We start from the raw sequence: 22,119 nt of genomic DNA on the forward strand, positions 1-22,119 counted from the left end.
CCGTGCTGCTGCGACTCCTCGCGCCCCGCCTCCGGCCCCACCGGCGCCTCCTCACCCTCCTCGTCGGACTCCAGCTCGTCCAGACGCTGGCCTCCCTCGCCCTGCCCACCCTCAACGCCGGAATCATCGACCGGGGCGTCCTCCGCGGGGACACCGACCGTGTCCTCCAGGGGGGCGCCGCGATGATCGCCGTCACCCTCCTCCAGGCGGCGGCCGCGGCCGCCGCCACCTACACCGGCGCCCGGATCGCCATGGGCGTCGCCCGCGACCTGCGCTCCGAGGTCTTCCGGCACGTCCAGGACTTCTCCGCCCGGGAGCGGGGCCGCTTCGGCGCCGCCTCCCTCATCACCCGCACCACCAACGACGTCCAGCAGATCCAGACCTTCACCGTCCTCGTCCTGACCATGCTGGTCGCCGCGCCCCTCCTCTGCTTCGGCGGCATCGCCATGGCCCTGCGCCAGGACGTGCCGCTCGCCCTGGTCCTGCTGCTCTTCGTACCCGTGATGACCGGGGCCGTCGGCACCGTCGTGCTGCGGATGCGGCCGCTCTTCCGGGGCATGCAGGAGCGCGTCGACCGCGCCAACCGGGTGCTGCGCGAGCAGATCACCGGCGTCCGGGTGGTCCGTGCCTTCGTCCGCGACCGGCACGAGCGGGAACGGTTCGCCGCCGCCAACGACGAACTCCTCTCCGTCGGGCTGCGGGCCGGCCGCCTCCAGGCCCTGATGTTCCCCACCGTGCTCATCGTCTGGCAGCTGACGACCGTCGCCCTCGTGTACGTCGGAGCCCACCGCATCGACTCCGGCGCCCTCCAGCCGGGCGGGCTCGTCGCCTTCCTCGGCTATCTCCTCCAGACCTCGATGTCCGTGATGATGGTCCTCTTCCTGCTCATGAACATGCCCCGGGCCGAGGCGGGCGCCGAACGCGTCCGCGAGGTGCTCGACACCCGCCCGTCCGTCGCCCCGCCGGTGGACCCGGTGAGGACGGCGGTCCGGCGCGGGCACCTGGAGGTCAGGAGCGCGGACTTCCGTTACCCGGGCGCGGAGGAATCCGTCCTCAGGAACGTCGGGCTGGTGGCCCGGCCCGGTGAGACCACCGCGATCATCGGTTCCACCGGCAGCGGCAAGTCGACCCTACCTCTTCTCCGGGACCGTCGCCACCAACCTCCGCTACGGCAAGCCCGACGCCACCGACGAAGAACTCTGGCACGCCCTGGAGACCGCCCAGGCCGCCGACTTCGTCCGCGCGCTCGACGAAGGCCTCGACGCGCCCGTCTCCCAGGGCGGCACCAACTTCTCCGGCGGCCAGCGCCAGCGCCTCGCCATCGCCCGGGTCCTCGTCGCCCGCCCCCGCCTCTACCTCTTCGACGACTCCTTCTCCGCCCTCGACCCCGGCACCGACGCCCGGCTCCGCGCCGCCCTGCGGGAGGAGACGGCGGACGCGACCGTCGTCATCGTCGCCCAGCGGGTCTCCACCATCCGGCAGGCCGACCGGATCGTCGTCCTCGACCGGGGCCGGAGCGTCGGCACCGGCACCCACACGTCCCTGATGCGGGACAACGCCACCTACCGGGAGATCGTCCTCTCCCAGCTCACCGAGGAGGAAGCCGCGTGAGCACGCCGACCGCGACCCGTACCCCTGCCCCCGCTCCCTCCGCCCCCACCCCCGCGGCCGCCCCCGCCCGCACCGGCCCCCCGCCCCGGCGCGGCCCCGGCCTCGCCACCCCCTCCCTCGAACGCTCCCTCTCCTTCCGCGCCTCCGGCCTCCGCCTCCTGCGCACCCTCGCCCCCGACCGGGCCCGCCTCCTCGGCGTCCTCGCCGCCGGCGCCGCGGCCGTCTCCCTCTCCGTCCTCGGCCCGCTCCTCCTCGGCCGCGCCACCGACCTCGTCATCACCGGCGCGACCGGCCCCGCCGGGGTCGACTTCCCGGCCGCCGGCCGGCTCCTCGCCCTCTCCGCCCTGGTCGTCGCCGGGTCCTCCCTCCTCACCTGGACCCAGCTGCGGATCGCCACCACCGTCGTCCAGCGGGCCGGCCACCGGCTCCGCCGGGAGGCCCAGCACAAACTGGCGAAGCTGCCCCTCACGTACCTCGACCGGCAGTCGCGCGGCGAGGTGCTCTCCCGCACCACCAACGACATCGACAACGTCACCCAGACCCTCCAGCAGGCCTTCAGCCAGATGGTCCGCGCCCTGCTGACCCTGGCCGGCGTCCTGGTGATGATGTTCTGGATCTCCCCGCTGCTCGCCCTCGTCGCCCTGGCCACCGTGCCCGTCTCGATCGCCGTCGCCGCCCTCGTCGGCCGCCGCGCCCAGCCGCAGTTCGTGAAGCAGTGGGCGGTCACCGGCCGGCTCGGCAGCCACGTCGAGGAGATGATCACCGGCCACACCGAGGTCGTCGCCTTCGGCCGGCGCGCCGAGGCCGTGCGCCGCTTCGACGAGCTGGGCGAGGAGCTGTACCGGGCGAGCTTCCGCGCCCAGTTCGTCTCCGGCTTCATCCAGCCCGCGCTGACCTTCGTCGGCAACCTCAACTACGTCGCCATCGCCGTGGTCGGCGGACTGCGGGTGGCGAGCGGCACCCTCTCCGTCGGCGACGTGCAGGCCTTCGTCCAGTACTCGTACGACTTCAACGGCCCGATCACCCAGGTCGCCGCGATGGCCAACCTCCTCCAGTCCGGGGTGGCCTCCGCCGAACGGGTCTTCGACCTCCTCGACGCCGAGGAGGAGACCCCGGACCCGGTGGCGCCGCAGCGGCCCGCCGAGCTGCGCGGCAGGGTCTCCTTCGAGAAGGCCGCCTTCCGCTACGAGCCGGGCAGGCCGCTCATCGAGGACCTCTCGCTCACCGTCGAGCCCGGCCGGACCGTCGCGATCGTCGGCCCGACCGGCGCCGGCAAGACCACCCTGGTGAACCTGCTGCTCCGCTTCCACGAGGTCACCGGCGGCCGGATCACCCTCGACGGGGTCGACACGGCCACGATGACCCGGGAGGAACTGCGCTCCGGCATCGGCATGGTCCTCCAGGACACCTGGCTGTTCGGCGGCACCATCGCCGACAACATCGCGTACGGGGTGCCCGGCGAGGTCTCCCGCGAGCGGATCGTCGAGGCGGCGCGGGCCGCGCACGCCGACCGATTCGTCCGCACCCTGCCCGCCGGGTACGACACCGCGCTCGACGAGGACGGCGGCGGCCTCAGCGCCGGCGAGAAGCAGCTGATCACCCTCGCCCGCGCGTTCCTCTCCGACCCGGTGATCCTCGTCCTCGACGAGGCCACCAGCTCCGTCGACACCCGCACCGAGGTCCTCGTCCAGCAGGCGATGACCTCGCTCCGGGCCGGCCGCACCAGCTTCGTCGTCGCCCACCGGCTCTCCACGATCAGGGACGCGGACACCATCCTGGTCATGGAGGACGGAGCCATCGCCGAACAGGGCGGCCACGAGGAACTCCTCGCCGCCGGAGGGGCGTACGCCCGGCTGCACGCCGCCCAGTTCGCCCGTACGGTGGAGACGTGATCGTCACCGTCCGCACCACCACCGACGCGCGCGCCAAGGCCGAGGCCCTGGCGCGCGGCGCCGTCGAGGCCCGGCTCGTCGCCTGCGCGCAGATCTCGGGGCCCGTCACCTCCGTCTACCACTGGCGGGGCGCGATCGAGACGACCGAGGAGTGGCAGGTGGAGTTCAAGACCACCGAGGCCCGCTACCCGGCCCTGGAGGCGCACCTGCTCGTCGCCCACGACTACGAGACGCCCGAGATCCTCGCCACCCGGACGACCCGGGTCGGCGCGGAGTACGCCCGCTGGGTCGAGCGGGAGACGGAGGCGGCCGAGGCGGTCGTGAGCCCGACGGACGACGAGCGGCCGTTCTTCGTGTACGGGACGCTGCGCCCCGGCGCGTACAACCACGACCGGTTCCTCGCCGGCCGCATCGGCACCGAGGCGGACGCCGTGCTGCACGGGGCGGTCCTGCACGACGGACCCGGCTACCCGTACGTCGTCCCGGCCGACGGCGGCACGGTGGTCGGCACGCTCCTCACACCCTCGCCCGGTGACTACAGCGACCTGTTCGGGCTGCTCGACCGCCTGGAGCTGCCCGTCGGGTACGAGCGGGTGGCGATGGACGTCGAACGGGTACGGGACGGGGCGCGGGTGTCCGCCTGGGTGTTCCTGGCGGCACCGGACGCGCCGCTCGGCGAGGTCATCGAGAGCGGGGACTGGTTCAGGCGGCCGTAGGGCGTGGGGTGCGCACGGCGGTCGGCCCCGGGGTCCGTCGCGTGCCCGGCCGGTTCAGCCCGCCTCGGCGCCCTCGGCGGCCACCGGCTCCAGGCGCACCGCGCACACCTTGAACTCCGGCATCCTGGACACCGGGTCCAGCGCCGGGTTCACGAGGGTGTTGGCCCGCCCCTCCCCGTACCAGTGGAACGGCATGAAGACCGTGTCCGGCCGGATGGCGGCGGTGATCCGGGCCGGTGCCACCGCCCGCCCGCGCCGCGACACCACCGCGATCCGCTCGCCCTCGGCCACCCCCAGCCGCTCGGCCAGCCGGGGGTGCAGCTCCACGAAGGGGCCGGGCGCCGCCGCGTTCAGCTCGGCGACCCGCCGGGTCTGCGCCCCGGACTGGTACTGGGACACGACCCGCCCGGTGGTGAGGACCACCGGGTACTCGGCGTCCGTCTCCTCGGCCGCCGCCCTGTGCACCACCGGCACGAACCGGGCCCGCCCGTCCTCGGTCGCGAACCGGTCCAGGAACATCCGGGGCGTCCCCGGATGGACCCCGTCGCCCTCCGGGGCCGCCGGGCAGGGCCAGAAGACGCCCTGCTCCTCCTCGATCCGCCGGTAGTCGATGCCCGAGTAGTCGGCGGGACCGCCGGCCGAGGCGCGGCGCAGCTCGTCGAAGACCTCCTCCGGCTCGGCGGGGAAGCCCTTCTCCCAGCCGAGGAGCCCGGCGAGCGCGTGCAGCACCTCCAGGTCGCTGCGCACCCCGGCGGGCGGGGTGAGGGCGCGGCGCCGGAGCAGGACGCGTCCCTCCAGGTTGGTCATGGTGCCGGTCTCCTCCGCCCACTGGGTGACGGGCAGGACGACATCGGCGAGCGCGGCGGTCTCGGAGAGCACCACGTCCGCGACGGCGAGGAAGTCCAGCGACCGCAGCCGCTCCTCCACATGTGCGGCGCGGGGTGCGGAGACCACCGGGTTGGAGCCCATGAGCAGCAGGGCCTTCACGTCGCCGCCGAGCGCGTCGAGGAGCTCGTACGCGCTCCGCCCGGGGCCCGGCAGCGACTCGGGTGGCACCCCCCAGACCCCGGCCACGTGCGCGCGTGCGGCGGGGTCGTCGAGCTTGCGGTAGCCGGGTAGCTGGTCGGCCTTCTGGCCGTGCTCGCGGCCGCCCTGGCCGTTGCCCTGGCCGGTGAGGCAGCCGTAGCCGCTGAGCGGGCGGCCCGCCTTGCCGGTGGCCAGGCAGAGGTTGATCCAGGCGCCGACGGTGTCGGTGCCCTTGGACTGCTGCTCGGGGCCGCGCGCGGTCAGGACCATGCCGGTGGCGGCGTCGGAGAACAGCGCGACGGCCTCCCGGAGCTGCGGCACCGGTACGCCGGTGATCCGCTCGACCTGCTCGGGCCAGTGGGACATGGCCCCGGCGCGGGCGGCCTCCCAGCCGGTGGTGCGGTGGTGGACGAACTCCTCGTCGACCCGCCCCTCGGCGACGACCAGGTGCAGCATGCCGAGGGCGAGCGCGAGGTCGGTGCCGGGGCGCGGGGCGAGGTGCAGGTCGGCCTGTTCGGCGGTGCGGGTGCGGCGCGGGTCGACGACGATCAGCTTCCCGCCGTTCTCCCTCAGCTCGGTGAGGTACCGGAGGGCGGGCGGCATGGTCTCGGCGAGGTTGGAGCCGACGAGGATCACGCACCCGGTCTTCGGGATGTCCTCCAGGGGGAAGGGGAGTCCCCGGTCGAGGCCGAAGGCCCTGCCGTGGGCGGCGGCCGCCGACGACATGCAGAAGCGCCCGTTGTAGTCGATCTGCGAGGTGCCGAGGACGAGCCGGGCGAACTTGCCCAGCGTGTATGCCTTCTCGTTGGTGAGACCGCCGCCGCCGAAGACCCCCACGGCGTCGGGGCCGTGACCGGCGCGGGTGCGGCGCAGCCCGTCGGCGACGGCGGCGAGTGCCTCCTCCCAGGACGCGGGCGCCAGGGCCCCCGTGTCAGGGCGCCGGACCAGGGGCTCGGTGAGCCGGACCCGGGAGGAGAGTACGGAGGGGGCGGTGCGGCCCTTGCCGCACAGAGCGCCCCGGTTGACGGGGAAGTCGGCCCGCTCGACCACCTCGGCGGGCAGCTCCGGGGCGCCGGTGGGGCGGAGCGACATGCCGCACTGCAGGGCGCAGTAGGGGCAGTGGGTGGGTACGGCGGTGACCTCGGACATGCGGTTCAGCGTGCGTCAGGAGTGTTACGCGGGGCGGCACCGCTCATTACGGGCGCGGTGCCATGCCCTCCGGGCCGCGCCGTCTCCGGGGTGAGGGCGCGGCCCGGAGGGAAGGGCCGGCCGCCCGCCTCACGCGCCGGCCCCTCGCGTCACCGACGGGCGTGGGCCGAGGCCAGCGCCTCGGTGACGCCCTTCTCCTCCGGTCCGAGGAAGTGCGGGTCGGGCCGCAGGGCGGCGTCGAGGGAGGCCTTGCCGGCCGCGAACAGCTCCCGGGTGGTGCCGTAGTACCAGGTGCGGTCGTGGGGCTCGGGCACCCCGACGCCGTACGCGTCGACGCCCGCCCGCCCGCAGAGCGCGACGGCCCGCTTGATGTGGAAGTCCTGGGTGACGAGCACGGCCCGGTCGACGCCGAAGACCTTCCGGGCGCGGACGCAGGAGTCCCAGGTGTCGAAGCCCGCGTAGTCGCTGACGATCCGGCCGTCCGGCACCCCGCGCGCCGTGAGGTACGCGCGCATGGCGCTGGGTTCGTCGTACGCGGTCCGGCTGTTGTCGCCGGTGACGAGGAGGACCCGGACCTTGCCCGTCCGGTACAGCTCGGCGGCCGTGTCGAGCCGGTGCGCGAGGTACGGGGTGGGGCGGCCGTTCCACAGCCCGGCGCCGAAGACGACGCCGACGTCCCGGGCGGGCACGTCGGCGGTGGTACGGAGCTTCCCGGCGGCGACGGTGTGCATCCAGGTGGCGGGGGCGAGGGCGAGCACGGCCCCCAGCATCACGGCCTGGACGGTACGGCGGCGGGCCCGGGTGGTGCGGGGGATCAGCCGGGTGAGCCGTGCCGGCATGCGGGGACCTCCGTGGTGCGGGAGCGGTGTCGGTCTGTCACCCCGTCCGACGCGCGTCGGCGGGATTCGGTTCGCCGGACGTGCGGGTTGTTCCGTACAACACACCGGCCAGGGCCATCCCGAGCAGCATGCCGAGCAGTTGGGCGGCGGCGAAGGCGGGCACGGAGGCGGGCGCGATCCCGGTGAAGGAGTCGGTGAGGGCGCGGCCGACGGTGGCCGCCGGGTTGGCGAAGGACCCGGACGAGGTGAACCAGATGGCGGCGCCGATGTAGCCGGCGACGGCGACCGGGGCGAGGGCGGGGCGGCCGATGTGCCGCAGGCCCTGGACGACGAGGACGAGCCCGGCCGTGGCGACGGCCTCCCCGAGGAGGAGGTGGAGGGAGGACCTCGGCTCGGTGGCCCAGCCGCCGGGGGTCCGGCCGAACATGGCCTCGGCGAGCAGGGCCCCGGCGACGGCACCGGTGACCTGGGCGCCGATGTAGGCGGCGGCCTCGCGGCCGCCGCGCTCGGGGCGGTCGGACCACCACTCGGAGAGGGTCACGACGGGGTTGAAGTGGGCGCCGGAGAGCGGCCCGATGAGGGCGATGAGCAGCCCGAGGCCGAGGGCGGAGGCGGCGGCGTTGGCGAGCAGCCGGACGCCGATGTCCTGGCTCAGGGAGTCGGCGCGGATGCCGGAGCCGACGACGACGGCGACGAGGGCGCCGGTGCCGATGAACTCGGCGGCGACGCGCCGGGGGAGCGCGGGCGGGGACATTCTCATAGCGGAAAAGATATTCCGTGATTCGGAAGGAAAAAAGAGGGGAGGGGAAGGTGCGTCGACCCATACGATCCGCCCATGATCATCGACGACGCCCTCGGGGACGCGGTCCGCAACAACGCCGAGTGGTGCCAGGCCATGTGCCACGCCCACGGACACCCCGGCACCTTCGGCGTCCGCGCCTGGACCAACGACCGCCGCACCCCGCTCTACTACCCGGAGGCGGTGACGCTGACCGGGGACGCGACCGTCGAGGACGTCCTGACCGGCATCGACCGCACCACCCCCTATGCCTCGGTGAAGGACAGCTACGCCCGCCTCGACCTGGCCGCCGAGGGCTTCCGCGTCATCGTCGAGGCGCAGTGGATCCACCGTGCCGCCGGACTCCCGCTCCCCGCCGCCACCGGCGACTGGCGCCCGGTCCGCACCCCGGAGGAGCTCGCCGCCTGGGCCCTGGCCTGGAGCGACGGAGACGCGGGCGACGCGACGCTGTTCCGGCCCGAGCTCCTCGCCGATCCGGCGACGACGGTCGTCGCCGGATACACGTCCCACGGGCGGATCCTCGGCGGTGCCGTCCTCACCGCGAGCGCCCGCGTCACCGGTGTCTCCAACCTCTTCACCACGGAGGGCACCGACCCGTCCGCCGCCTGGGCGGGTGTCCTCGGCGCCGCCCCCACCGACCGCCCCGTCGTCGGCTACGAATCCGGTGAGGACCTGCCGCCCGCCCTCGCCACCGGCTTCGAGGAGATCGGCCCGCTCCGGGTCTGGCTCGACGCCTGACATCCCTCGCACGGCACCCGTGAGCCCACGGAAAGAAGTCGTCACCCCCGCGCAACGGGCAGGCAATCTGCGGCCCGCACGATCGGTGCATGACGGAGCCGGACAGCACCCTCGCCAACGCCGCCGAGCTGCTCGGCAGGATCACCGAGCAGCTCGGGGCCCAGCTCGGCCACCTTCCCCTCCCGAAGGCGCGGCCGCGCGCGACCGCCCCCGCCCTCGTCGCCGTCGGCCACGGCAGCCGCGACCCCCGCGCCCGTGCCACCCTGAACCGCCTCCTCGACCGGGTCCGCGAGCTGCGCCCCGGGCTCGACGTACGGCTCGCGCACATCGAGCTGAACGCCCCGCTCCTCGACGCCACCCTCGCCGACCTGGCCGCCGAGGGCCGCGAGGCCGTCCTCGTCCCGCTGCTCCTCGCCCCCGGCCACCACGTCACCCACGACCTGCCCGCCGCCCTCGCCGCCGTACCCGCCCTCCGGGCCCGCGTCGCCGGACCGCTCGGCGCGCACCCGCTCCTCGTCGAGGCCCTCGCAGACCGGCTCGCCCAGGCCGGCTGGACCTCTCGCCGCGGGGACGGCGTCGTCCTCGCCTCCGCCGGCTCCCGCGACCCCCGGTCCGGCGCCGAGATCCGCCGGATCGCCGCCCTGCTCGGCGAGCGTCTCGGCGGTGTCCCCGTCGTCCCCGCGTACGCCTCCGCCACCGCACCCACCGTCCCCGACGCCGTCCGCACGCTCGCCGCCCGGGGCCGGCACCGGGTCGCCGTCGCCTCCTGCTTCACCGCCCCCGGCCTCTTCGCGAGCCGCGCCGCCGCCGACGCCCCCTGGATCGCGTCGGACCCGCTCGGCGCCCACCCGGCCCTCGCCCGCCTGCTCCTCCACCGGTACGAGATGGCCCGTGTGCGGGAACCCGCCGCCGTCTGAGCGCTTCTGTCGGTCCCTCCGGTTACCTTCGAGGCATGGAAGGCATCGCAGACACCGACACCCCCGGCTACGACTCCGCCGCCACCGAGCGCTGGGCCACCGAGCCCGACAAACGTCCCGGCCGCACCGCCTTCCAGCGCGACCGCGCCCGCGTGCTGCACTCCGCCGCGCTCCGCAGGCTCGCCGGGAAGACCCAGGTCGTCACCCCCGGCACCCGGGGTCACGCCTGGGACGCCAGCCCCCGCACCCGGCTCACCCACTCCCTGGAGTGCGCCCAGGTCGGCCGCGAGCTGGGCGCCGCCCTCGGCTGCGACCCCGACCTCGTCGAGGCCGCCTGCCTCTCCCACGACATGGGCCACCCGCCCTTCGGGCACAACGGCGAGCAGGCGCTCAACGACGTCGCCAAGGACTGCGGCGGCTTCGAGGGGAACGCCCAGTCGCTCCGCCTCCTCACCCGCATCGAGCCCAAGCGCTTCGTGAAGGACGCCGAGGGCGAGCTCGTCAGCGTCGGGCTCAACCTCACCCGGGCCGCGCTCGACGCCGCCACCAAGTACCCCTGGCCGCGCGGCGGACACCCCGAGGACCCCGGCTCGCCCAAGTTCGGCGTGTACGAGGACGACCTGCCGGTCTTCGAGTGGATCCGCAAGGGCGCCCCCGCCGACCGCAAGTGCTTCGAGGCCCAGGTCATGGACTGGTCCGACGACGTCGCCTACTCGGTGCACGACTTCGAGGACGGCCTGCACGCCGGGCACATCGACCCCAACCTGCTGCTCGCCGAGCCCGAGCGCGCCGACATCTGGGCGGTCGCCATCGGCCGCTACGTCCCCGAGGACACCGACCCGCAGGAACTGGCCGAGGCCCTCGACCGGCTCGTCGACCAGGAGTGGTGGCCGCACGGCTACGACGGCTCGGCCGTCGCCCAGGCCCGTCTGAAGGACGCCACCAGCCAGCTCATCGGCCGCTTCTGCCTCGCCGCCGAGGGCGCCACCCGGCAGGCGTACGGCTCCGGCCGCCTCACCCGCTACGGCGCCGAGCTCGTCGTCCCCCGCGAGGCGCGCAACGAGTGCGCGGTCCTCAAGGCCGTCGCCGACCGGTACGTGATGCAGCGCCCCCAGCAGGAGGCCCTCCGCGCCGACCAGCGCATCGTCGTCGCCGAACTCGCCGAGGCCCTCGTCGCCCGCGCCCCCGACGGCCTCGAACCCCAGTTCCGGTCCCACTTCGACACGGCCCGCGACGACCGCGCCCGCAAGCGCGTCATCGTCGACCAGATCGCCTCCCTCACCGACGCCTCCGCCCGCGCCCTCCACGCCCGCCTCCGCCCGCACCACGCGTAGGGGATCTTGCCGAGGTCCTCTTCCGTCACCCGGCTCGGTACGGGACCCTCGCAGGCACGGCCCGGAGCGGTACGACGGGACGAACTCCCGGGGGCGTAGGTTGGAACCGGTCGCAAAGAGGAGGAAACGACGTGGTCGACGCAGATCAGACCTTTGTCATCGTCGGCGGGGGCCTGGCAGGGGCCAAAGCGGCGGAGACCTTGCGCGCGGAGGGGTTCAACGGCCGGGTGATCCTCATCGGCGACGAACGTGACCACCCCTACGAGCGCCCACCCCTCTCCAAGGGCTACCTCACCGGCGCCAAGGAACGCGACAGCGTCTTCGTCCACGAGGCCGCCTGGTACGCGGCGAACGACGTGGAACTGCACCTCGGGCAGTCCGTCACCGCCGTCGACCGCGAGGCCCGCACCGTACGCCTCGGCGACGGCACCGTCATCCGCTACGACAAGCTGCTCCTCGCCACCGGCGCCGAGCCCCGCCGCCTCGACGTCCCCGGCACCGAACTCGCCGGCGTCCACCATCTGCGCCGGCTCGCCCACGCCGACCGGCTCCGCCAGGTCCTCTCCGGCCTCGGCCGTGACAACGGCCACCTGGTCATCGCCGGCGGCGGCTGGATCGGCCTGGAGGTCGCCGCCGCCGCCCGCGGCTACGGCGCCGAGGTCACCGTCGTCGAGTCCGACCCCACCCCGCTGCACCGGGTCCTCGGCCCCGAGCTCGGCCAGCTCTTCGCCGACCTCCACACCGACCACGGCGTCCGCTTCCACTTCGGCGCCCGGCTCACCGAGATCGTCGGCCAGGACGGCATGGTCCTCGCCGTCCGCACCGACGACGGCGAGGAGCACCCGGCACACGCCGTGCTCGCCGCGATCGGCGCGGCCCCCCGCACCGCCCTCGCCGAGAACTCCGGGCTCGCCCTCGTCGACCGCGCCGACGGCGGCGGCATCGCCGTCGACGAGTCGCTGCGCAGCTCCGACCTCGACATCTACGCCGCGGGCGACGTGGCCGCCGCCCACCACCCGCTCCTCCGCACCCGGCTCCGCGTCGAGCACTGGGCCAACGCCCTCAACGGCGGCCCGGCCGCCGCCCGCGCCATGCTCGGACAGCCCGTCTCCTACGACCGCGTCCCCTACTTCTTCTCCGACCAGTACGACCTGGGCATGGAGTACTCCGGCTGGGCGCCCCCCGGCTCGTACGACCAGGTCGTCGTCCGCGGCGACACCGGAAAGCGCGAGTTCATCGCCTTCTGGCTCAAGGAGGGCCGGGTCCTCGCCGGCATGAACGTGAACGTGTGGGACGTCACAGAGCCCATCCAGCGGCTCATCCGCTCCCGCACCGCCGTGGATCCGCACGCCCTCGCCGATTCCTCGGTCCCCCTGGAGAGCCTGGCTCCGTAGGGGACCCCCGGCCCCCCCGTACACTTCATGCGTGGCAGGCAGGATCAACGATGACGACGTGAAGGCGGTCCGGGACGCGGTCCCGATCGACGCCGTCGTGTCCGAGTACCTCCAGCTCCGCAACGCGGGCGGCGGAAACCTCAAGGGCCTCTGCCCCTTCCACGACGAGAAGTCGCCCTCCTTCCAGGTCAGCCCCAGCAAGGGACTCTTCCACTGCTTCGGCTGCCAGGAGGGCGGCGACACCATCGCCTTCGTGATGAAGATCGACCACCTCTCCTTCTCGGAGACGGTCGAGCGCCTCGCCGCCAAGGCGGGCATCACCCTGCGGTACGAGGAAGGCGGCTACAACCCCGGCCACCAGCGCGGCGAGCGCATCCGGCTGGTCGAGGCGCACAAGGTCGCCGCCCAGTTCTACATCGACCAACTCGACTCGCCCGAGGCGGAGATCGGCCGCAAGTTCCTCGCCGAGCGCGGCTTCGACCAGGCCGCCGCCGCCCACTTCGGCGTCGGCTACTCCCCGGCCGGCTGGGACCACCTCACCCGCTATCTGCGCGGCAAGGGCTTCTCCGACAAGGAACTCATCCTCTCCGGGCTCTCCCAGGACGGCCGCCGCGGCCCCATCGACCGCTTCCGCGGCCGCCTCATGTGGCCGATCAAGGACGTCGGCGGCGAGATCGTCGGCTTCGGCGCGCGCAAGCTCCGCGACGACGACAACGGCCCCAAGTACCTCAACACCCCCGAGACCCCGATCTACAAGAAGTCCCAGGTGCTCTACGGCATCGACCTGGCCAAGAAGGACATCGCCAAGGTCAGCCGCGCCGTCGTCGTCGAGGGCTACACCGACGTCATGGCCTGCCACCTCGCCGGGGTCACCACCGCCATCGCCACCTGCGGCACCGCCTTCGGCGGCGACCACATCAAGATCCTCCGCCGCCTCCTCATGGACAACGGCTCGGCCCGCGTCATCTTCACCTTCGACGGCGACGCCGCCGGCCAGAAGGCCGCCCTGCGCGCCTTCGAGGACGACCAGAAGTTCGCCGCCGAGACGTACATCGCCATCGCCCCCGACGGCATGGACCCCTGCGACCTGAGGCTCGCCAAGGGCGACGCGGCCGTCGCGGAACTCGCCGAACCCCGCACCCCGCTCTTCGAGTTCGCCCTCCGGCAGATCGTGAAGCGGTACGACCTGGAATCCCCGGCGGGCCAGGCCGCCGCCCTTGACGAGGCCGCTCCGATCGTCGCGAAGCTCAAGAACCTCTCCGTGCAGCACAGAGTCGCCGTTCAGCTCGCCGGCCTGGTCGGATTTCTCGACACTCAGTTCGTCGTCCGCCGGGTCGCGCAGATCGCCCAGTGGCAGCGCGGCGGCGGTGGCGGCAAGGGCCCCGCCCAGCCGGCCCGGCAGCGTACCTACGACACTCCCGCCCCGTCGGCTGCGGCCTCCGGCCCCGCGCTCAACCTGCGCAGCCCCGCCCACCGCACCGAGCGCGAACTCCTCAAGCTCGCCCTCCAGCGCCCCGAACTCGTCTCCCCGGCCTTCGACGCGTACGGCATCGACGAGTTCACCGCCCCGCCCTACGCGGCCGTCCGCCAGTGCGTCCAGGACGCGGGCGGCGCCACCGGCGCCCCCTCCGACTACCTGGACACCGTCCGAGAGGCCGCCCCCAACGACGGCGTCCGCGCCCTCGTCACCGAGCTCGCCGTCGAGACGATCTTCGCCAAGAACGTCGACGAGGCCTACGCCGGAGACCAGCTCGTCACCGTCCGCCTCCGTGCCGTCGACCGCCGCATCCGTGAGGTCCAGGGCACCCTGGCCCGGCTCGGCCCCCAGGGCGACCCGGAGCAGGTCGCGGCCGTCCAGAACGAACTGTGGGTCCTCACCCAGTACGGGCAGTCCCTGAGGAACAACGGCGCCGCCGCGCTCTGACGCACGTTCCGTCACGCCCCGGTCTCAAAAAGTCACCGCACGCCCCTCGTGGCCTCCGTGTGTCGTACCCCACACTGGATGACGGAGTCGTTCCGCCCCTCCAGGAGGTCGCCCGCCGTGCAGACCCAGACCGTGCCGCAGGAACCGGCCGAACCCGGCGAGGAGGCGGAGGAGCGGGCGGTGCCGCCGCAGCGCCGCCGGCCCGAACCCGGAGGCAACGGGCCCTCCTCCGACCTCTTCCGCCAGTACCTCCGCGAGATCGGCCGCATCCCCCTGCTCACCGCCGAGGAGGAGGTCGAACTCGCCCGCCGGGTCGAGGCCGGACTCTTCGCCGAGGAGAAACTCGCCAACACCCCAGACCTGGACTCCCAGTTGGCCGGCGATCTCGACCGGATCGTCGTCCTCGGCCGGATCGCCAAACGCAAGCTCATCGAGGCCAACCTCCGCCTCGTCGTCTCCGTCGCCAAGCGGTACGTGGGCCGCGGCCTCACCATGCTCGACCTCGTCCAGGAAGGAAACCTCGGCCTCATCAGGGCCGTCGAGAAGTTCGACTACGCGCGCGGCTACAAGTTCTCCACCTACGCCACCTGGTGGATCCGCCAGGCGATGTCCCGGGCCCTCGCCGACCAGGCCCGGACCATCCGCGTCCCCGTGCACGTCGTCGAACTCATCAACCGGGTCATCCGCGTCCAGCGCCGGATGCTCCAGGAACGCGGCTACGAACCCACCGCCGAAGAGGTCGCCGCCCAGCTCGACCTGGCCCCCGAACGGGTCGGCGAAGTCCTCCGCCTCGCCCAGGAACCGGTCTCCCTGCACGCCCCCGTCGGCGAGGAGGACGACGTCGCCCTCGGCGACCTCATCGAGGACGGCGACGCCGCCTCACCCGTCGAGTCCGCCGCCTTCCTGCTGCTCCGCCGCCACCTGGAGGACGTGCTCTCCACCCTCGGCGAACGCGAACGCAAGGTCGTCCAGCTGCGCTACGGCCTCGACGACGGCAGGCCCCGCACCCTGGAGGAGATAGGCCGCATCTTCGGCGTCACCCGCGAACGCATCCGCCAGATCGAGTCCAAGACCCTCAGCAAACTGAGGGACCACGCCTACGCCGACCAGCTGCGCGGCTACCTGGACTAGGGCCTGTCTGACAACTCCTTCACCGTGAACGTCCACGCCCCCTCGGCGCGGAGGCTCAGCAGCTGCGGACCCCGCGGGACCGGGACGGTCTGGTGCAGCGACCCGGTCTCGTTGAGGAGCAGATCCATGTCGGGCAGCCGTCCGCCGGTGCGCCCGCCGACCCCGTAGCTCTGGATGCCGATGTAGCCGCCGCCGTCCTCCTGCCTGCCCTTGAAGTCCACCCGGAGGTCCGCCCCGTTGCCGAGGTAGATCAGCGCCGCCGGGCCGTGGCCGTGGAGGGTTCCCTCCAGCCGGCGGGCGGCGGCCAGCGGCTTCACCCGCATGATCCACCGGTTGTCGGCCGAGAGCCGCATCCGCAGCGGCCGGCCCTTGGGGACCCGGGCGACCGCGCCGCCCACGAAGTCGGGCAGCAGGTCGTTGAAGAGGAAGTCGACCTCGTCCTTGTTGCGCCGGTCGAGCGTGAAGAGGCCCACGTACCCGCGGCCCTCGTGCGCGAGCTCGACGAGCACCGGGCCGTCCCCGACCCGGTCGTCGAGGGCGATCACGTCGTTGCCGAGCCCCTCGACGACATAGGGCTCGAAGACCGGGCCGAACGTCCAGCCCTCGGCCGGCTCGTACGGCCGGTCCGCCGGCGGGAACGGCCCGGCGGGGACGGCCACCGGCACGGGCTCCGCGGAGACGGGCTCCACCAGCTCCCCGTCCGCCGGCGGCGCCTGCCCCGGCACCTTCACGACCCCCGTCAGCGGTACGGGCCCGGCGACGGCCGGCTCCTCCTCCGCCACCTCGATCCCGAACTCCGTGACCAGGCCCGCGAGTCCGGAGGCGTACCCCCGCCCGGTCCCGCCGAACTTCCAGCCGCCCGACTCCCGGAAGAACTCCCCGAACGTGACGGCCGCCGCGTCCGGCGCACCCGTCACCGAGCACGAGGCGACGGCCTCCCCGTCCGGGGCGACCGCCGACAGGACGCCGGCGCCCGCCGACCCGGCGACCACGATCCGCTCGACCGCCGCCTCCACCTCGTGCAACACGAGGACCAGCGACGCCGGTTCGTGCCGTACGGCACCCGAAGGATGGACCGGCTGCCCGTCGAAGACCATGTCCGCGTCCCCCCGGACCCGGCCGTCCGCCCCGAGCAGCAGCGCCGCCAGCTCCACACCCTCGGCACTCACTCGCAGCGGAACCGACGGCACCCAGGAATTCTTGGTTATGTGACCCATGCCGCACATCATGCGGCATGGGTCACATGCCGGTCAGTCGACCTCGGCGACCGCCTGCGCGAACTGCGCCGCGTACAGCCGGGCGTAGGCCCCGCTGGACGACAACAGCTCCTCGTGCGTGCCCTGTTCGACGATCGAACCGTTCTCCATCACCAGGATCACGTCCGCGTCCCGGATCGTGGAGAGCCGGTGCGCGATCACGAACGACGTACGCCCGTGGGCGAGTCGGGCCATCGCCTTCTGGATCAGCACCTCGGTACGGGTGTCGACCGAGCTGGTGGCCTCGTCCAGGACCAGGATCACCGGGTCCGAGAGGAACGCCCGCGCGATGGTGATCAGCTGCTTCTCGCCCGCGCTGACCCCCGCCCCGTCGTCGTCGATCACCGTGTCGTAGCCCTCGGGCAGGGTGCGGACGAACCGGTCGGCGTGCGCGGCCCGCGCCGCCGCCTCGATCTCCTCCCGCGTCACCTCGCGCGTCGCGCCGTACGCGATGTTGTCGGCGATGGTGCCGCCGAACAGCCAGGTGTCCTGGAGGACCATGCCGATCCCGGACCGCAGCTGCTCCCGGGACATCCGCGCGATGTCCACCCCGTCGAGGGTGATCCGGCCGCCCGTCACCTCGTAGAACCGCATCAGCAGGTTCACCAGGGTCGTCTTGCCTGCGCCGGTCGGGCCGACGATCGCGACCGTCTGGCCCGGCTCGACCGTGAGCGACAGGTCCTCGATGAGCGGCTTGTCGGCCTCGTAGCGGAAGGAGACGTCCTCCAGGGCGACCTTCCCCTTGAGGTCCACCGGGTGCGCGCTCGTAGGCGAGTCCGGCTCCTGCTCCTCGGCGTCGAGCAGCTCGAAGATCCGCTCGGCCGAGGCGACGCCCGACTGCACCAGGTTCGCCATCGACGCGACCTGCGTCAGCGGCATCGAGAACTGGCGCGAGTACTGGATGAAGGCCTGCACGTCACCGATGGAGAGCGTGCCGCTCGCCACCCGCAGACCGCCGACGACGGCCACCAGGACGTAGTTGATGTTCGAGATGAAGAACATCACCGGCTGCATGACCCCGGAGTTGAACTGCGCCTTGAAACCGGCCTCGTACAGGGCGTCGTTCTGCTCGCGGAAGTCCTTCGCGGACTCCGCCTGCCGGCCGAAGACCTTCACCAGGGTGTGTCCGCTGTACATCTCCTCCACGTGCGCGTTGAGCGTGCCCGTGGACTTCCACTGCTGCACGAAGTGCGGCTGCGAACGCTTGCCGATCTTCGCCGCGACGAACACCGAGACCGGCACCGTCACCAGCGCCACCAGCGCGAGCAGCGGCGAGATCCAGAACATCATCGCCAGCACGCCGACGATGGTGAGCAGCGAGTTGATCAGCTGCCCCATCGACTGCTGGAGGGTCTGCGAGATGTTGTCGATGTCGTTGGTCGCCCGCGACAGCACCTCACCGCGCTTCGCCTTGTCGAAGTACGACAGGGGGAGCCGCGCCAGCTTCGTCTGGACGTCCTCCCGCATCCGGTAGACCGTCCGGTTGATCACCTTGATCGACATGCGGGTGGAGACCAGCATGAGCAGGCCCGCCGCCACGTACACGCCGAGGACCACGAGCAGCACCTCGGCGACGGCGGAGAAGTCGATCCCCTGCCCCGGCGTGAAGTCGACACCGGACAGCATGTCCGCCATGCCGGAGTCGCCCGAGGCGCGCAGCCGTTCGATCGCCTCCGCCTTCGTGCCGCCCTCGATCTGGCGCCCGAGGACGCCCGCGAAGACGAGGTCGGTCGCCTTGCCGAGGATCTTCGGGCCGACCACGGAGGCCGCCACCGAGAGCACACCGGCGATCAGCATCACCCAGAGCGCGCCGCGCTCGGGCGCCAGCTGCTTCACCAGCCGCTTGCCCGAGCCCTTGAAGTCCATCGACCGCTGGTCGGGGCCGCCACCGGCCATCATGCGTCCGCCAGGACCGGCCATCAGGCTGCCTCCGCCTCGGTGAGCTGGGAGAGCACGATCTCCCGGTACGTCTCGTTGTCCGCCATCAGCTCGTGGTGCCGTCCGGTGCCGACGACGCGGCCCGCGTCGAGGACGACGATCCGGTCGGCGTCGCGGATGGTGGAGACCCGCTGGGCGACGATGACGACGGTCGACTCGGCCGTCTCCTCGGCGAGCGCGGCCCGGAGCAGGGCGTCCGTCTCGTAGTCGAGCGCGGAGAACGAGTCGTCGAACAGATAGATCTCCGGCCGCTGCACCAGGGTCCGCGCGATGGCGAGGCGCTGGCGCTGGCCGCCGGAGACATTGGTGCCGCCCTGGGCGATCGGCGCGTTCAGGCCGTTCTCCAGCTTCCGTACGAAGTCGGCGGCCTGGGCGGTCTCCAGGGCGTGCCAGAGTTCTTCGTCGGTGGCGTCGGGCTTGCCGTAGCGGAGGTTGGTGGCGACGGTCCCGGAGAAGAGGTNACGAAGTCGGCGGCCTGGGCGGTCTCCAGGGCGTGCCAGAGTTCTTCGTCGGTGGCGTCGGGCTTGCCGTAGCGGAGGTTGGTGGCGACGGTCCCGGAGAAGAGGTASGGCTTCTGGGGGACGAGTCCGACGGTCTTCGCCATCAGCTCGGGGTCGAGCTTTCGGACGTCGACGCCGTCGACGAGGACTTCGCCGCCGGTGGCGTCGAAGAGGCGGGGGACGAGTCCGAGGAGGGTCGACTTGCCGCTGCCGGTGGAACCGATGATCGCGGTGGTCTCACCGGGCCGGGCCACCAGCCCGACGTTCCTGAGGACGGATTCCTCCGCGCCCGGGTANGGGTCGACTTGCCGCTGCCGGTGGAACCGATGATCGCGGTGGTCTCACCGGGCCGGGCCACCAGCCCGACGTTCCTGAGGACGGATTCCTCCGCGCCCGGGTATCGGAAGTCCGCGCTCCTGACCTCCAGGTGCCCGCGCCGGTCCAGCGTCCTCACCGGCTCCGCCGGAGGCACCACGCTCGACTCGGTCGAGAGGACCTCCTCGATGCGCTCGGCGCAGACCTCGGCCCGCGGCACCATCATGAACATGAAGGTGGCCATCATGACCGCCATCACGATCTGCATCAGATAGGCGAGGAACGCCGTCAGCGCGCCGATCTGCATCCCGCCGCTGTCGATGCGGTGCGCGCCGAACCAGACGACGGCGACGCTGGACACGTTCACCACGGTCATCACCGTCGGGAACATCAGCGCCATCAGCCGGCCGGTCGCCATCGACACGTCGGTCAGCTCCGCGTTGGCGCCGCGGAACCGCTCCTCCTCGTACCCGTCCTTCACGAAGGCGCGGATGACGCGGTTGCCGGTGATCTGCTCGCGCAGCACCCGGTTCACCGTGTCGAGACGCGTCTGCATGGTCCGGAAGAGCGGCCGCATCCGCCGCACGATCAGCGAGACGGAGACGCCGAGGATCGGCACCACCGCGAGCAGCACGCCCGAGAGCGGCACGTCCTGGCCGAGGGCCATCACGATGCCGCCGACACACATGATGGGCGCGGAGACCATCAGGGTGAACGCCATCAGGACGAGCATCTGGATCTGCTGCACGTCATTGGTCGTACGGGTGATCAGCGAGGGCGCCCCGAAGTGCCCCAGCTCCCGTGCCGAGAAGGACTGCACCCGGTCGAAGACCGCGCCGCGCACGTCCCGGCCCAGGGCGGAGGCGGTCCGGGCGCCGTAGTAGACGGCCCCGATGTTGCAGACGACCTGGACGACGGACACGCCGACCATCAGGGCGCCGAACCGCAGGATGTAGCCGGTGTCCCCGGCGACGACACCGTTGTCGATGATGTCCGCGTTCAGGGTCGGCAGGTAGAGGCTCGCGCAGGTCTGCAGGAACTGCAGGAACACGAGCAGCGCGATCGGTTTTCGGTAGGGCCCGAGGTGGGTTCGGAGAAGTCTTATGAGCACGGCTCCACTATCGCCCGCACCCGCAGGACGTTACGACTCGGTTTTGGGGTGCGGGCCGAGCCCTGGGCAAGACTTTACGAAGCGAACGCGCCGGGGTGGAGCTGCTCCCGCGTCGCCACGTACTGCTGCCGTACGGCCTGTCCCGTCGCCAGTTCCTCGCCGGGCTCCAGGATCTGCGCGGCGGCGCCCTGCCAGGCCGGGGGAGCGGACGGCGACAGCGTGCCCTTCGCGACCCCGAGGGCCCAGGCGGCCTGCCGGGCGGCACCGAGCGCCGCGTAGTCGGCCGGCTGGGGGACGACGACCTGGGCGCCGAACAGCGCGGGCGCGAGCGCCTGCACCGCGGGGAGCGCGGCGGCGGCGCCGAGCAGGAAGACCCGTCGCACCTCGACGCCCCGCCCGCGCAGCACGTCCATCGCGTCGGTGAGGGCGCAGAGCATCCCCTCGAACGCCGCCCGCGCCAGGTGCTCGGGCTTCATCGACCCCCGCCGCAGTCCGCTGAGGGTGCCGGCGGTGTGCGGCAGGTTCGGGGTCCGCTCGCCCTCCAGATAGGGGAGCAGGACGAGCCCGGAGGAGCCGGGGGTCGACTTCAGTGCGAGCGCCGACAGCTCGTCCAGGGATTCCACGTCCAGCATCTCGGCGGTGCCGCGCAGCACCCGCACCGCGTTGGAGGTGTGGACGACGGGCAGGTGCATGCCGGTGGCGTCGGCGAAGGAGGTGATCATGCCGCTGGGGTCCGAGAGGGCCTCGTGGTGGACGGCCATCACGGAACCGGAGGCGCCGAGGGAGACCACCGCGTCGCCGGGGCCGAGACCGAGGCCGAGCGCGGCGGCCATCGTCTCGCCGGTGCCGGCGGAGATCAGCAGCCCCTCGGGGGTGGTGCCGGCGGCCTCGGCGGGCCCGAGCACCTCGGGCAGGACGGCCTGGTGCCCGAGCGCCAGCTCGACGAGGTCGGGACGGTAGGTGCCGGTGCGGGCCGACCAGTAGCCGGTGCCGGAGGCGGCGCCGCGGTCGGTGGTGCGGCGGGCGGGCCGGCCGAGCAGCTGCCAGACGAGCCAGTCGTGCGGCTGGAGCACCAGCGCGATCCGCCGGGCGTGCTCGGGTTCGGTGCGGGCGAGCCAGCGGAGCTTGGCGACCGGCTGTCCGGCGCCGGGCACCGAGCCGACGGCCTCGGCCCAGGCCTGGCGGCCGCCGAGCGAGTCGACGAGGTCGGCGGCGGCGACCTGGGCCCGCTTGTCGTTGCGGACGAGCGCGGGCCGTACGAGGCCGCCCTGCGCGTCGAGCGGGACGAGTCCGTGCTGCTGCGCGGACACGCCGATGGCCTGCACGCCCTCCAGGAGTCCGCCGGTGGCGGCCTCCCCGAGTGAGAGCAGCCAGGTCTGCGGGTCGACGTCGACGGCCTTGGGTTCGCCCGGATGGGGGGCGTACCCCTGCCGTAGTACGGCACCCGTGTCCGTGTCACAGACGACGATGCGTGTGAACTCCGCAGAGCTGTCGAGTCCGGCGACTATCCCCATGACACATGATTCTGC

The 22,119-nt window shown here is 72.9% G+C and carries 15 protein-coding genes and 3 pseudogenes; 9 read left to right on the forward strand and 9 right to left on the reverse strand.

All coding sequences use genetic code 11. From position 1 onward, the window contains the following. Positions 1-2: 2 nt before the first annotated feature. The 3 genes and pseudogenes from ASD33_RS15380 (at position 3) to cutA (ending at position 4,219) form a co-directional block, all read left to right on the forward strand. Positions 3-1,611: pseudogene (locus tag ASD33_RS15380) on the forward strand (ABC transporter ATP-binding protein). Then, positions 1,608-3,503, forward strand: coding sequence for an ABC transporter ATP-binding protein (locus tag ASD33_RS15385; protein WP_056559232.1), 1,896 nt, complete (start codon positions 1,608-1,610; stop codon positions 3,501-3,503). The pseudogene ASD33_RS15380 and the gene ASD33_RS15385 overlap by 4 nt, the downstream one beginning before the upstream one ends. Beyond that, positions 3,500-4,219 carry a divalent cation tolerance protein CutA gene (gene cutA / locus ASD33_RS15390; protein ID WP_056559236.1) on the forward strand — a complete coding sequence of 240 codons (720 nt, stop codon included), beginning with the start codon at positions 3,500-3,502 and terminating at the stop codon, positions 4,217-4,219. The genes ASD33_RS15385 and cutA overlap by 4 nt, the downstream gene beginning before the upstream one ends. 54 nt (positions 4,220-4,273) lie before the next feature. On the opposite strand, the gene ASD33_RS15395 is transcribed toward cutA, so the two are convergent. The 3 genes from ASD33_RS15395 to ASD33_RS15405 form a co-directional block, all read right to left on the reverse strand. Continuing rightward, the gene (locus ASD33_RS15395; protein ID WP_056559239.1) at positions 4,274-6,394 is read right to left on the reverse strand and encodes a molybdopterin oxidoreductase family protein; all 2,121 of its coding nucleotides are present in this window, start codon (positions 6,392-6,394) and stop codon (positions 4,274-4,276) included. 149 nt (positions 6,395-6,543) lie between these two features. Beyond that, positions 6,544-7,233, reverse strand: a complete 690-nt coding sequence (locus ASD33_RS15400) for an ElyC/SanA/YdcF family protein (RefSeq protein WP_056559242.1) — start codon at positions 7,231-7,233, stop codon at positions 6,544-6,546. Positions 7,234-7,270: 37 nt separating this feature from the next. Next, on the reverse strand, positions 7,271-7,993 hold the full coding sequence (locus ASD33_RS15405) for an aquaporin (protein WP_079044786.1): 723 nt from the start codon (positions 7,991-7,993) through the stop codon (positions 7,271-7,273). Positions 7,994-8,068: 75 nt separating this feature from the next. Here ASD33_RS15405 and ASD33_RS15410 point away from each other — a divergent pair, with 75 nt between their 5' ends. The 6 genes from ASD33_RS15410 (at position 8,069) to ASD33_RS15435 (ending at position 15,470) form a co-directional block, all read left to right on the forward strand. Beyond that, positions 8,069-8,770 carry a hypothetical protein gene (locus ASD33_RS15410; protein WP_056559245.1) on the forward strand — a complete coding sequence of 234 codons (702 nt, stop codon included), beginning with the start codon at positions 8,069-8,071 and terminating at the stop codon, positions 8,768-8,770. 89 nt (positions 8,771-8,859) lie between these two features. Next, positions 8,860-9,687, forward strand: coding sequence for a sirohydrochlorin chelatase (locus tag ASD33_RS15415; RefSeq protein WP_056559248.1), 828 nt, complete (start codon positions 8,860-8,862; stop codon positions 9,685-9,687). Positions 9,688-9,722: 35 nt separating this feature from the next. Then, on the forward strand, positions 9,723-11,021 hold the full coding sequence (locus tag ASD33_RS15420) for a deoxyguanosinetriphosphate triphosphohydrolase (RefSeq protein WP_056559251.1): 1,299 nt from the start codon (positions 9,723-9,725) through the stop codon (positions 11,019-11,021). 131 nt (positions 11,022-11,152) lie between these two features. Then, a complete protein-coding gene (locus tag ASD33_RS15425) occupies positions 11,153-12,415 on the forward strand; it encodes an FAD-dependent oxidoreductase (protein ID WP_056559254.1) in 1,263 nt (420 codons plus the stop codon). 31 nt (positions 12,416-12,446) lie between these two features. Continuing rightward, positions 12,447-14,339 (forward strand): DNA primase, encoded by a 1,893-nt coding sequence (gene dnaG / locus ASD33_RS15430; protein WP_056559257.1) that lies wholly within the window; start codon positions 12,447-12,449, stop codon positions 14,337-14,339. Positions 14,340-14,519: 180 nt separating this feature from the next. Then, entirely contained in the window at positions 14,520-15,470 is a 951-nt protein-coding gene (locus tag ASD33_RS15435) for an RNA polymerase sigma factor (RefSeq protein ID WP_056561452.1), read from the forward strand. On the opposite strand, the gene ASD33_RS15440 is transcribed toward ASD33_RS15435, so the two are convergent. From ASD33_RS15440 to ASD33_RS15460, 6 genes and pseudogenes are all read right to left on the reverse strand, one after another. Next, positions 15,467-16,687: a TerD family protein gene (locus ASD33_RS15440; RefSeq protein ID WP_242426994.1), complete on the reverse strand. Its 1,221-nt coding sequence runs from the start codon at positions 16,685-16,687 to the stop codon at positions 15,467-15,469. The two genes, ASD33_RS15435 and ASD33_RS15440, sit on opposite strands and share 4 nt — an antisense overlap. Before the next feature lie 33 nt (positions 16,688-16,720). After that, positions 16,721-18,646, reverse strand: coding sequence for an ABC transporter ATP-binding protein (locus tag ASD33_RS15445; RefSeq protein ID WP_056559263.1), 1,926 nt, complete (start codon positions 18,644-18,646; stop codon positions 16,721-16,723). Continuing rightward, the coding region (locus tag ASD33_RS34990; protein ID WP_157870046.1) for an ABC transporter ATP-binding protein at positions 18,646-19,124 on the reverse strand (479 nt) is incomplete at its 5' end. The genes ASD33_RS34990 and ASD33_RS15445, both read right to left, overlap by 1 nt. 1 nt (position 19,125) lies before the next feature. Next, positions 19,126-19,460 (reverse strand): annotated as a pseudogene (locus ASD33_RS34170) (ABC transporter ATP-binding protein); the annotation flags it as partial. 1 nt (position 19,461) lies between these two features. Next, positions 19,462-20,590 (reverse strand): annotated as a pseudogene (locus tag ASD33_RS15455) (ABC transporter transmembrane domain-containing protein); the annotation flags it as partial. A 74-nt stretch (positions 20,591-20,664) separates the two neighbouring features. Continuing rightward, positions 20,665-22,104, reverse strand: a complete 1,440-nt coding sequence (locus tag ASD33_RS15460) for an FGGY family carbohydrate kinase (RefSeq protein WP_056559268.1) — start codon at positions 22,102-22,104, stop codon at positions 20,665-20,667. Positions 22,105-22,119 lie beyond the last annotated feature (15 nt).

This window comes from Streptomyces sp. Root1304 (assembly GCF_001426405.1).
Taxonomy (GTDB): Bacteria; Actinomycetota; Actinomycetes; order Streptomycetales; family Streptomycetaceae; genus Streptomyces.